The sequence below is a fragment of the Actinokineospora cianjurensis genome (assembly GCF_003663795.1).
Lineage (GTDB): Bacteria > Actinomycetota > Actinomycetes > Mycobacteriales > Pseudonocardiaceae > Actinokineospora > Actinokineospora terrae.
In genome coordinates this window covers 1,687,995-1,700,360 of sequence record NZ_RCDD01000001.1, presented here as the reverse complement: position 1 = coordinate 1,700,360, position 12,366 = coordinate 1,687,995, and the positions used below count along the sequence as shown (strand labels likewise).

The 12,366-nt window shown below is 72.1% G+C and carries 8 protein-coding genes; 1 reads left to right on the top strand and 7 read right to left on the bottom strand.

Annotated features, from left to right (window positions below):
* Positions 1-65 precede the first annotated feature (65 nt).
* Complete coding sequence (locus tag CLV68_RS08140; protein WP_121389839.1) at positions 66-2,633, top strand: NACHT domain-containing protein; 2,568 nt, start codon at positions 66-68, stop codon at positions 2,631-2,633.
* Here CLV68_RS08140 and hutI read toward each other — a convergent pair.
* From hutI to CLV68_RS08105, 7 genes are all read right to left on the bottom strand, one after another.
* On the bottom strand, positions 2,581-3,738 hold the full coding sequence (gene hutI / locus CLV68_RS08135; RefSeq protein ID WP_121389838.1) for an imidazolonepropionase: 1,158 nt from the start codon (positions 3,736-3,738) through the stop codon (positions 2,581-2,583). The genes CLV68_RS08140 and hutI overlap by 53 nt on opposite strands.
* Positions 3,739-4,451: 713 nt before the next feature.
* Complete coding sequence (locus tag CLV68_RS08130; RefSeq protein WP_121389837.1) at positions 4,452-5,732, bottom strand: formimidoylglutamate deiminase; 1,281 nt, start codon at positions 5,730-5,732, stop codon at positions 4,452-4,454.
* On the bottom strand, positions 5,729-6,919 hold the full coding sequence (locus tag CLV68_RS08125; RefSeq protein ID WP_121389836.1) for an allantoate amidohydrolase: 1,191 nt from the start codon (positions 6,917-6,919) through the stop codon (positions 5,729-5,731). The genes CLV68_RS08130 and CLV68_RS08125 overlap by 4 nt, the downstream gene beginning before the upstream one ends.
* On the bottom strand, positions 6,916-8,577 hold the full coding sequence (hutU, locus tag CLV68_RS08120; RefSeq protein WP_246009717.1) for a urocanate hydratase: 1,662 nt from the start codon (positions 8,575-8,577) through the stop codon (positions 6,916-6,918). Before hutU ends, CLV68_RS08125 begins: the two co-directional genes overlap by 4 nt.
* Positions 8,574-10,100 (bottom strand): histidine ammonia-lyase, encoded by a 1,527-nt coding sequence (gene hutH, locus CLV68_RS08115; protein WP_121389835.1) that lies wholly within the window; start codon positions 10,098-10,100, stop codon positions 8,574-8,576. The genes hutU and hutH overlap by 4 nt, the downstream gene beginning before the upstream one ends.
* A 686-nt stretch (positions 10,101-10,786) precedes the next feature.
* On the bottom strand, positions 10,787-11,815 hold the full coding sequence (locus tag CLV68_RS08110) for a hypothetical protein (protein ID WP_121389834.1): 1,029 nt from the start codon (positions 11,813-11,815) through the stop codon (positions 10,787-10,789).
* A complete protein-coding gene (locus tag CLV68_RS08105; protein WP_246009716.1) occupies positions 11,812-12,318 on the bottom strand; it encodes an RNA polymerase sigma factor in 507 nt (168 codons plus the stop codon). Before CLV68_RS08105 ends, CLV68_RS08110 begins: the two co-directional genes overlap by 4 nt.
* Positions 12,319-12,366: the final 48 nt, after the last annotated feature.

Genomic DNA, 12,366 nt, shown 5'->3' with positions numbered 1-12,366 from the left:
CTAACCCCGGACCTGCTCCAGGTCGGGACCGTAGGATCGTACGCGGTACCGGCAGAGGGGCGGGCGTGGTGGACATCCTGATGTCGGTCTTCGCGGCGGCGATGGTGGTGCTCGGCACCGGGACCGGCGTGGTCGCCCTGCTGGAACGGCGCCGCCGCTCCAGACCGGTGCCGGAACCGGAACTGACCGCCGACCAGCGGTTCGAGCAGGAGTACATCGCGCGGATGCGCCGGGGTGCGCGCTACGTGGACCTCAAGGGGCTGCAGACGCTGAGCCACTCGAGCCTGGAGTTGGACGAGGTCTACGTCGACGTCAGCCTGGTGCACCGGCCGCCGCACCAGGTGCGCACCGACGTGCTGGCCGGGTTGCCGACGACCGTCCAGGGGCGCCGACCGCTCGCCCACTTCCTCGACGACCCCCGACCGCAGGTGCTGACCGTGCTCGGCGGCCCGGGCAGCGGGAAGACGACCCTGCTGCGCAAGACCGCCCGCGACATCTGCGACAGCGGCACCCCCGTGCTGCTGTTCCTGCGCGACCACCTGGCGCAGATCCTGCGCGGTGCGAGCCTGCCCGAGATCGTCGTCGCGACCCTGGCCAGGTCCGACCTGGTCGACGCGGACCAGTGGGTGGCCAGGAAGCTGCGCTCCGACCGGTGCGTGGTGATGCTCGACGGCCTCGACGAGGTGGCCAGGGCCGAGGACCGCAGGTCGGTGTCGGCGTGGGTGGAGAACCAGATCACCGCCTTCTCCGGCAACGACTTCGTGCTCACCTCGCGGCCGCAGGGCTTCCTCGACGCGCCGGTGGACGGCACGGTGGTGCTCCAGGTGCGGCCGTTCACCGCGGCCCAGGTCCGGGACTTCGTGCACGGCTGGTACCGCGCGGTGGCGAACACGGTCACCCCGGACGCGCACGACCGCGCCGAGGAGGAGGCGCGCGACCTGCTCGCCCGACTGGACGAGGCGCCCGCGCTCGTCGACCTCACCGTGAACCCGTTGCTGCTCACCATGATCGCGACGGTGCACCAGTTCCGGGGGGCGCTGCCCGGGTCGCGGGCCGACCTCTACCGCGAGATCTGCGAAGTCATGCTGTGGCACCGCGACGAGGCCAAGAAGCTGGTGACCACCGGTAACAACAGGCACAAGATGGTGCTGCTGCGGTCGTTGGCGTACTTGATGATGACCAACGGAGTGCGCCAACTGGCCCGCGAGGTCGTGCTGGCGGAGTTCGAGCGCCTCCTGCGGCGACTGTCCACACCGCTCGACGCCGAGGCACACCTGCGCCGGATCATCTCCGACGGCCTGGTGGTCGAGTGGGAGCGGGACCAGTTCGCCTTCGCCCACCTGACTTTCCAGGAATACCTCGCTGCCGCGTACATCCGCGAGAAGAACCTGGTCGACACCCTGTGCTACGCGGTGGACGACGACTGGTGGCGGGAGACGACCCTGCTGTACGTGGCCGGGTCGGACGCGGACCCGATCGTGCTGGCCTGCCTGGCATCCCGGACCTCGACGGCGCTCGGCCTGGCACTGGACTGCGTCGCGGAGGGGGTGGAGCTGGACGAGAAGCTGCGGTCCGAACTCGACGGCGTCCTGCGCGACGCGGCGAACGACCCGGCCCTGCGGGAGAAGGTGTTGCAGGCCATGCTGTCCCGGCACCTCCGCTCGGCGGTGCGCACGGCGACGGGGGCGGTGGTGTGGCGAACGCCGGTTCCTGCCGGCCTCTACCGGCTGTACGACAACTCGCCCACCGTCGAGGGTTGGGGAGGCGAACCCGCGCGGGGTATGTCGGCGTCCGACGCGATCCGGTTCGCGGCGACGGTGACCCAGTCCCGGGTGTCGCCGCACTCGTTCCGCTTGGCGAACCTGGACGAGTTGAGCGACCCGGCGGTGCTGCCCGCCGTGCGAAATCTGGCGGTGTGGACCAAGACGGTCTACCACGCGCCACGGCTGTGGATGCCGGCGTCACCTCAACGCGTGGTGACGAACGCCGCCCTCGCGGACGAGGTCCACGCGGACCTCAGCCCGTTCGTCCTATCGACACTGTTGCGCCGAACCCAGTCTCCCGGCCTGGGGCTGTTCGAGCTCATCGCGAGCCTGCCCCACGAGAAGACCGCGACCAGCCCGCTGTTTCCCGTGACCCTGTTCATCCCCCAGAGGGGGTGTGAGGAGAGCGAACTGCACAGGTACATCGGCAGCGCTCTCGCGGACTCGGTCCGCTCGGCCGTGTCCCAGACCGCCGAACTCTTCCTGCCCGTCGTGCACACGCGGTTCACCAGCGTGCTCAAGCTGGCCGAGATCGACCCCATCGGCGACATCGAGTCCCTGGCTTCGCTCGTGCAAGGTCCCACCAGCGGAGAGTCACCCTGGTCCCGTACCGCCCGACGGTACCTGGTGAGTGCCCTGGACGAATGGGTGCGCACAGCGTCGTTGTCGGCTGACGACGCCGTACGCATCAGGTTCGTCGCACTGTCGCTGGCCGCGGAGTCCACACTCGACGGACGACAGGCGCTGGTTCAGGTGGCCGCCACGGCGACGATGTGGGACTGGTGGCGGACGGGGAAGGTGGCCAGGCCGCAGGTGGTCATCCTCGCGGCGGACGCGCCGGAGCGCCTGAGCGCCAGACCGCCCAGGTGAGGGGGACGCCGGGGCGGTAGGCGAGGTGGGTGGCCGACGGGGCGTCGAGGAGGTGCAGGTCGGCTCGGGCGCCGGGGCGCAGGACGCCGACGTCGGTGCGGCGGAGGGCTTGGGCGCCGCCGAGGGTGGCGGCGCGGACGGCCTCGGGGACCGACAGTCGCATCTGGAGCACCGCGGTGGCGATGCAGTAGGCCATGGACGAGGTGTAGGACGAGCCGGGGTTGCAGTTGGTGGCCAGGGCGATGGTGGCGCCCGCGTCGAGCAGGCGGCGGGCCTCCGGCAGGGGTTGGCGGGTGGACAGGTCGCACGCGGGCAGCAGGGTGGCGACGGTGTCCGAGCCCGCCAGTGCGTCCACATCGGACTGGGCCAGGTGGGTGCAGTGGTCGACGCTGGCCGCGCCGAGTTCCACCGCGAGGCGGACACCGGGGCCGGGGCCGAGCTGGTTGCCGTGGACCCGCAGGCCGAGCCCGCGCGCGGCAGCGGCCTTGAGCACCCGCCGCGACTGGGCCTCGTCGAACGCGCCGGTCTCGCAGAACACGTCCGCCCACTGCACATACGGCGCGACCCGGTCCAGCATCTCCCCCGCGGCGAGGTCGACGTAGGCGTCCGGGTCGGTGCCCGAGGGGACTAGGTGCGCGCCCAGGTAGGTGACCTCGTCGGCGAACTCGGCCGCCAGCCGGGCGGATCGCACCTCGTCCTCGACGGTCAGCCCGTACCCGGTCTTGGTCTCGACGCAGGTGGTCCCCTGCGCCACCGCCTCGGCCACGTGCTTGCGCAGCCCCGCCCGCAACTGCTCGTCATCCGCCGCCCTGGTCGCCTCGACGGTGACCGCGATCCCGCCCGCCGTGTACGGCTCCCCGGCCATCCGCGCCCCGAACTCGGCGGTCCGATCGCCCGCGAACACCAGGTGCGTGTGGCTGTCCACCCACCCCGGCAACCCAGCCCGCCCCTGCCCGTCGACCCGGCTGTCCGCCTGCGGCGCCCGCTTCGCGTGCCCCACCCACGCCACCCGATCCCCATCGAGCACGATCGCCGCGTCGCGCACGGTCCCCAACTCGGGGTCGTTGGTGGTCAACTCCCCCAGATTCGTCACCAACACACTCATCCGACAACCTCCCACCCACAACGCCCGCCATCCCAGCCGGACTCGTCTCCAGCACTCACCGACCGCGCGTTCGTAGTCATCCCCGTGCTGCGCAAACACAAACAAGACAACGCACCGCGGCAACCCATCTCAGATCCGCGAGCCCACTCATCCGACACCTCCCACACAGCCACCGGCCACGCCCGCTGCCATCCCCAGCCCAGCCAGACCCATCTCCAGCACACACCGACCGCGTGTTGGCCGTCATCCCCGTGCTGCACGACCGCAAACGAGACAGCGCCCCACCTCACCAGCGGTGCCCCACCTCGGATCCATCAGCGCACCCATCAGACACCTTCCACACAGCCGCCAACAACACCTGCCGCCGTCCCTCGTACAAACCAGACCCGTCTCCAGCACGCTCACCGACCGCGCAACCGTGGTCATCCTCGCGCTGTGCGACCGCGAACGGGGCAGCGCACCGCCTCACCACGGGGCGCCCCACTCGGATCCGCGAACCCGCTCATCCGACACCTCCCACACGACCACCGGCCAGGCCCGCGGCCATCCCCAGCCCAGCCAGAACCATCTCCAGCAGGCCCACCTGATCGACCCCGCTTGACCGCAAACCCGCAGCCTGCCATGCATTCCTGGTCATCGGTCGCCACCATCCAGCGCCGCGCGACCGCTCGTCGCATCGCGGGCGGTACCCGATGTCTCGAAGTCCGCCGCACTCACTTGACAACCTCCGCCAGCAGTCGTCCAACGTCGCCCAAGACGTGTTCGCCCGAGCGGACCACCACCCGGCCGTCGATGACCACAGTGTCCACATCGGATGCTGTCGCGGTCAGGATCACCTGCTCGGGCGTCGAACCCACTGTCCGCACCGTGTCGAGGCGGACGGCCACGAGGTCGGCGGGGGCGCCTACCTCGATGCGGCCTGCTTCCGGCCAGCCGATGCTCGCGTGGGCGGTCATGGCGCCGACCAGTTCACCCGGCGTGAAGCGGCCGCGTTGGCCGGTTCGCAGGCGTTCGCCGTGTTCGAGGGCTCGGGCTTCCAGGAGCATGTCGACCACCGCGTGTTGGTCGCTGCCCAGCGACAGCGGCGATCCCGCGTCGGCCAACTCCCGCGCGGGGCCGATGCCGTCGGCCAGGTCGGCTTCCGTGGTCGGGCACAGGCAGGCCCCGGTGCCGGACTCGCCGAGGAGGCGGATGTCGTCAGCCGTCAGGTGCGTGGCGTGGACGGCGGTCAAGTGCGGGCCCAGGGCCTCTGCGTCGGCCAGGACCTGGGTCGGGGTGCGGCCGTACGCGGCGAGGCAGGCTTCGTTCTCCGCGGGCTGCTCGGACAGGTGGACGTGCACCGGCCCACCGAAACCGGCCACCACAGGCAATGCGTCCCGCGGCACAGCGCGGACCGAGTGGATCGCGGCACCGACACGCGAGCCCGGGATCGGCGAAAGGTCAGCCACCCGGCTGGCCCAGGCGAGCACGTCTCCATCGGAGAACCGTTGCTGCTGGGCGGAAACCGGCTGCCCGATCCCGCCTGCCAGGTAGCACGTGTCGAGCAGCGTGATCCGGATACCGGCGTCGCGCGCGGCGTGGATCAGGGCGTGGCCCATGGCGTTCTGGTCGTTGTAGCGGGTGCCGCCGGGGGCGTGGTGCAGGTAGTGGAACTCGCCGACGCAGGTGATGCCGGACAGGGCCATCTCGGCGTAGACGGCTCGGGCCAGGAGGTAGTACGAGTCGGGGTCGAGGCGGTCGGCGAGGTCGTACATGCGGTCGCGCCAGGTCCAGAAGGTGCCGCCGTCGCCGTGGGTGCGGCCGCGCAGGCCCCGGTGGAACGCGTGCGAGTGCGCGTTGGCGAACCCGGGGAACACCACCCCGGGCAGCACGTGGGCATCGCCCGGAGAGTCCACAAGGGACACCGCGTTGATGACCCCGTCCACCACGTCGACCAGCACCCCCGAGGCCACCCCCGATGGCAGCCAGGCCGAAGCGCACCAGTACGCGGTCACCGGGCCAACTCCTCCAGCACCGACGCCAGCGCCACGACCCCGGCCGCGCAGTCGTCGGCCTCGGCGAACTCCTCCGGCGCGTGGCTCACCCCGGTCGGGTTGCGCACGAACAGCATCGCCGTCGGCACGTGCCCGGCCAGGATCCCGGCGTCGTGCCCGGCACCGGTCGGCAGCGCGGGCACCCCGCCGAGCACCCCGGAGACCGAGTCCCGCAGTCCGGCGTCGAACACCACAGTGTCCCCATAGGACTCCTCGGAGACGGTGACCACGCACCCCTCCTGAGCAGCGACCTCCGACGCGGCGGCAGTGATCTCCGCGACGACGGCCCGGGTCCGCGCGTCGTCCTCCGCCCGCGCGTCCAGCCACAGGTCCACACTGGACGGGATCACGTTCGTCCCGCCGGGGTTGGGGATCAGCCGCCCCACCGTGGCACGAGCGCCCTCCACCGCCGTGGCCGCCCGACGAGCGGCGAGCACGACCTGTGCCGCGGCCACCATCGGGTCCCGCCGGTCGACCATCAGCGTCGCACCGGCGTGGTTGCCCTCGCCGCTGATGCTGAACCGCCACCGCCCGTGCGCCAGGATCGAGCTGGCCACCCCGACCGGCGCCCCGAGGTCGACCAGCCCGCGCCCCTGCTCCACGTGCAGCTCGACGAACACGCCGATCCGCCGCAACGCCTCGGCATCGTGCCCCACAAGAGAAGGGTCCAACCCCGCCGACCGCACTGCCTCCGCCAGCGTCACACCGTCCGAATCGGACAGCCGCAACGCCGCATCCGCCGAGATGGCACCCGTCAGCAACCGCGACCCGAGGCACGCGACCCCGAACCGCCCGCCCTCCTCTTCCGCGAACACCACCACGGCGAACGGCTTACCCGGCACGAACCCCTTGGCCCGCAACACATCCACAGCCTCAAGCGCGGCCACCACACCGAGCGGTCCGTCAAAGGCACCACCACCGGGCACGGAGTCGAGGTGGCTGCCGGTCACCACCGCCCCGTCCCCCGGCGCACCCCACCACGCCCACAGGTTCCCGTTCCGGTCGCACTCGACGGAAAGCCCGCGTCGACCGGCCTCCTCGGTGAACCAGGACCGCAGCTCCAGCTCGACGCGGTCGAACCCGTGCCGGGAGTACCCGCCGCGTCGGGGGTCGGCGCCGACCCCCGCGATGTCGGCGAGGCTGGTCACGACCGGGCCATCGGGACGGCGACACCGCGCTCGGCGGCGATCTCGTCCGCGCGGTCGTAGCCAGCGTCGACGTGCCGGATGACGCCCATCGCCGGGTCGTTGGTGAGCACCCGCTCGATCTTCTGCCCGGCCAGCGCGGTCCCGTCGGCCACGGTGACCTGCCCGGCGTGGATGGACCGGCCGATGCCGACCCCGCCGCCGTGGTGGATGGACACCCAACTGGCCCCGGACGCGGTGTTGACCAGCGCGTTGAGCAGCGGCCAGTCGGCGATCGCGTCGGAGCCGTCGGCCATCGCCTCGGTCTCGCGGTACGGGGAGGCGACCGAGCCGCAGTCGAGGTGGTCGCGGCCGATCACGACCGGCGCGGCCAGCTCACCGGAGGCGACCATCTCGTTGAACCGCAGCCCGGCCTCGTGCCGCTCCCCGTACCCGAGCCAGCAGATGCGCGCCGGGAGCCCTTGGAAGGCAACGCGTTCGCCCGCCATCCGGATCCACCGCTCCAGGGGTTCGTTGTCCGGGAACAGGTCCAGGATCGCCCGGTCGGTCGCGGCGATGTCGGATGCCTCGCCGGAGAGCGCCGCCCAACGGAACGGACCCTTGCCCTCGCAGAAGAGCGGGCGGATGTAGGCGGGCACGAACCCGGGGAAGTCGAACGCCCGGTCGTAGCCGCCCAGCTTCGCCTCGCCGCGGATCGAGTTGCCGTAGTCGAACACCTCGGCGCCCGCGTCCATGAACCCGACCATGGCCTCGACGTGCTCGGCCATCGAGTCGCGCGACCGGTCGGTGAACTCGTCGGGCTTCTTGGCCGCGTAGTCCGACCAGTCGGCCAGGTCGATACCGCGCGGCAGGTACGCCAGCGGGTCGTGCGCGGAGGTCTGGTCGGTGACGATGTCGACCTCGACGCCCCGGCGCAGCAGCTCGGGCAGCACCTCGGCGGCGTTGCCGATCACACCGACCGACAGCGCCTCGCCCTCCCGCTTGGCCCGCTCGACCCGCGCCACCGCGTCGTCGAGGTCGAGCGCCAGCTCGTCGAGGTAGCGGGTCTCGACCCGGCGCCGCGCCCGCACCGGGTCGACCTCGACGACCAGCGCGACGCCGCCGTTCATCGTCACCGCAAGCGGTTGCGCGCCACCCATGCCGCCCAGCCCCGCGGTCAGCGTCAGGGTCCCGCGCAGCGACCCGCCGAAGCGCTTGGCGGCCACCGCGGCGAAGGTCTCGTAGGTGCCCTGCAGGATGCCCTGGGTGCCGATGTAGATCCACGAGCCCGCGGTCATCTGCCCGTACATGGTGAGCCCGGCGGCCTCCAGGCGGCGGAACTCCGGCCAGGTCGCCCAGTCGCCGACCAGGTTCGAGTTCGCGATCAGCACCCGGGGAGCCCACTCGTGGGTCCGCATGACCCCGACCGGCTTGCCCGACTGCACCAGCAGCGTCTCGTCCTCGGCGAGGGTGGTGAGCTCCCGGCTGATCGCCTCGAAGCTGGCCCAGTTGCGGGCCGCCTTGCCGGTGCCGCCGTAAACGACAAGGTCGTCGGGGCGCTCGGCGACCTCGGCGTCGAGGTTGTTGTGGAACATGCGCAGCGCGGCCTCGGTCTGCCAGTTCCGCGCGGTCAGCGTGGTGCCGCGGGCGGCGCGCACCGGCCGGGGTCCGGGGGTGGTCACACGGTCCTCCTCTTGACGGCGTCCAGCAGGGCGCCGGAACGGATCAGGTCTTCTGCGGCGGCGATCTCGGGCGCCAGGTGGCGGTCCGGGCCGGGCCCGGGGACGCGCTCGCGCAGCAGTGCGACGGCGGCGGCCGTGGCGGGCGCGGGGGTGAGCGGGGCGCGGAAGTCGAGCGCGCGGGCGGCGGTCAGGTACTCCACGGCCAGCACGGTCACCAGCCCGTCGACCGCCTTGCGCAGCTTGCGGGCCGCCGACCAGCCGAGCGAGACGTGGTCCTCCTGCATGGCGGAACTGGGGATGGAGTCGACCGAGGCGGGCACGGCCAGCCGCTTGAGCTCGGCGACCACCGCGGCCTGGGTGTACTGGGCGATCATGTGCCCGGAGTCGACGCCGGGGTCGTGCGCCAGGAACGGCGGCAGCCCGTGCGAGCGGGCCACGTCCAGCATCCGGTCGGTGCGCCGCTCGGCCATGCTCGCCACGTCGGCGACCGGGATGGCCAGGAAGTCCAGCACGTAGGCGACCGGGGCGCCGTGGAAGTTGCCGTTCGACTCGACGCGGCCATCGGGCAGCACCACCGGGTTGTCCACGGCAGCGGACAGTTCCCTGCTCGCCACGGTCTCGGCGTGCGTGACGGTGTCGCGGGCGGCGCCATGTACCTGGGGGGCGCAGCGCAACGAGTAGGCGTCCTGCACGCGCGGGCAGTCCGGGCCGCGGTGGCTGGCCACGATCGGCGAGTCGGCGAGGAACGCGGTGATGTTCGCGGCGGACTCCGCCTGACCGGGGTGCGGTCGCAGCGCCTGCAGGTCGGCGGCGAAGACGCGGTCGGTGCCCAGCAGCGCCTCGACGCTCATTGCCGCGGTCAGGTCGGCGACGTCGAGCAGCCCGTGCAGGTCGGTGATCGCGAGCGCCAACTGGCCGAGCATGCCGTCGGTCCCGTTGATCAGCGCCAGCCCCTCCTTCTCGGCCAGCGCGACCGGCTCGATGCCCTCGGCCGCCAGCGCGTCGGCCGCGGGGACCAGTTCCCCGCGATACCGGACCTCGCCCTCGCCCATCAGCGCCAGGGCGATGGACGAGAGGGGGGCGAGATCGCCCGAGCACCCGAGCGAGCCGTACTCCTGCACCACGGGCAGGATCCCGGCGTTGAGCACCGCGGCCAGCGTCTCCACAGTGGACTGCCGAACCCCGGTGCGGCCGGTGGCCAGGGTGCGCAGCCGCAGCAGCATCAACGCCCGCACGACCTCGGGCTCCACCTCGGGCCCGGCCCCCGCGGCGTGCGACCGGATCAGCGACCGCTGCAACGCCGCCCGCCGCTCGACCGGGATGTGCCGCACCGCCAACGCCCCGAACCCGGTCGACACCCCGTAGGTCGGCTCCGTCGCGTCGGCCAACTTCTCGATGTGCGCCCTGGTCGCGGCGACCCCGTCCAACGCCCCCGCGGTCAACACCACATCGGCGTCACCCCGCGCGACCGCCACCACCTGCGCGACACTCAGCGGACCACCATCGAGGGCAACTGGTTCCATGCCCCCCATCACAGCGCGAACCCCGCCGCGGCACGACCCAGGATCGGGTGACAGTGTCTGGGATTCCAGACACCAGGATCAGTAACAGCCGCCGCTCCAGTCGATCCGCTGTCCCGGGGGTCAGCAGCGACCCCCGATCCAGTCGTTGCGGGGGAGGCGGATGGAGCCTGCCACCCCGTAGCAGGCAGGCGGTGCTGGCCGGAGCAGGTCGGGCCTCCAACACACGGCGCGGCGCGCGGGCCGAGGGAGGTCGCCAGGAGGAAGTCGGCCTCAGATGCGCGGCTGCGACATCGCTCCGTGGCCCGCGGGAACACGCTCGGCGCGTGACCACCGCTGGTCCCGGTCGTCGTGCGGCGATCGGGCGCCCACCTGCTCGTTCCGCTATCCCGGGGTCAGTAGCGGCCGCCGATCCAGTCGTTGCGGGGCACGCGGATGGAGCCGGTCATCTCGGCTCAGCGGCATTGCCAACCGCAGGGCAAGTCTGGCTTGCGCCACACGGCGTGGCGCGCTGGCCGGGGAAGTCACCAGGCGTAAGCCCGCCTCCGATGCGCGGCACGCGCCTGCCGCTCCGTGGTCCATCGCCCGCGGAAGGCGCGCCCGGCGCGTGACCACTGCCGGTCGCACTCTCGCGCGGCGATCGGGTGCTCGGCGGCGGGCGCCCACCTGCTCGTTCCGCTATCCCGGGGTCAGTAGCGACCGCCGATCCAGTCGTTGCGGGGGAGGCGGATGGAGACCGATTGGGCGATGCCGATCGCCCAGACCTCGCGTTGGCCGCGGTTGGCGCGGCTGGAGAAGTAGAAGACGCGCAGGCGCATGTCGCCGAAGTCGACCCAGAGTTCGTCGCCGTCCCCGGTGGCTTCGATGGGGTAGAAGGTGGCGGGTCTGCCGCGCACGGTGGTGGGGTTGCCGCCGGTCCGGGTGGGGCGGGCGTGGGTCCACTCGGCGGACACGGCGTCCCCGCCGCCCGGCGGCAGCGCGTGGATCTGGCTGGTGAGGCCGCTCTCCTCCTTGGCGATGCCGAGGGTGAAGGGGGCCAGGCCCGCGGGCAGCACACCGAACTCGGCGGCGACGACCAGGGGCGCGGTGTCGACCGGCCCGATCGAGCTGGCGACCCGCAGCGCGACCTCCCGCCCGTCCGCGATGTAGTTGACGTTGACGCGCACGACGTCGGCATCGTCGTACTCGAACACCAGGCACGTGCTCGGGTCACCCCGGGTCGGGCCCACCGCGGAGCCTGGCTTGCCGTTGACGTCGACCGGTTGGGCGTCCCCGTAGCAGGGGAACCCCCCCAGCTTGTGCTCGGCGCTCTTCGCCATCACGGTCACGCTGACGTACGGGTCGGTCACCTTGAGGGGCGGCAGCTTGCCCGACCACTGCCGCGACAGGACCTTGCCGTCCGGCGTCGCCGCCCGGCTGAGCTCGGTGATGCCGTCCGGGAGCCAGGTCGGGCCGATGCGCACCGGCACCGTCAGCGCGGGTGCGGGCAGCAACGGCCTCGTCCCGCCGATCCCGCTCGACCGGTCGTCGTCGCGCAGCAGCGCAGGGGCCGCCACCAGCAGCGTGAGCACCACGACCGCCGCCGCGGCGTAGGCCAGCACCGGCCGCCGGTGGCGGGGTGCGAGCACCGCGTGGATCGTGTCGGCGGGCTCCGGGGCGCGGTCGGCGTGGTCACCGAGTGCGTCCCGGACCAGGCTCTCCAGTTCGTCGGTCTTCACAACGCCTCCTTCGCACGCTCTAGTGCCGGGATTCGGTCTCTTAGTGCGGCCAAGCCGCGGGAGATGTGGCTGCGCGCGGTCGCTTCCGAGCAGCCAAGTTCACCGGCGATCTCCGCGAACGACCGGTTGGCGTAGTACCGCAGCACCACCGCGGCCCGCTGCTTGCGCGGTAAGAGAGCGATGCCCTGGAACACGAGCTGCCGCTGATCAACCCGGTCTGTCTCATCCGAGGACGGTGGCGCTACCGACTCGATCACCTCGTGCGACACCGAGACCGTCCGCACGGCCCGCCTGCGCCAGGACAGGAACTCGTTGGTCACCATCCGGTGCACGTAGGCGCCGGGCACCGCCAACTGCTCGATGCCCGGCCAGCGCTGCCCCGCCCGCAGCAACACCGACTGCACGACGTCCTGCGCCGTGTGCGGGTCACAGGTCAGCGCGGTCGCGTAGCGCAACAGCTCACGGGCGTTGTCGTGCACGTACTGCTCGAAGCTCGTAGGCACCGCACACCCCCTCTCGCCCATACAACGCCCGAGCGCAGCGGTATGTGG

Excerpts from the sequence above, each read along its gene's own strand:
- hutH (WP_121389835.1), bottom strand. The coding sequence starts at position 10,100 with ATGGAACCAGTTGCCCTCGATGGTGGTCCGCTGAGTGTCGCGCAGGTG.
- hutI (WP_121389838.1), bottom strand. The coding sequence starts at position 3,738 with ATGAGTGTGTTGGTGACGAATCTGGGGGAGTTGACCACCAACGACCCC.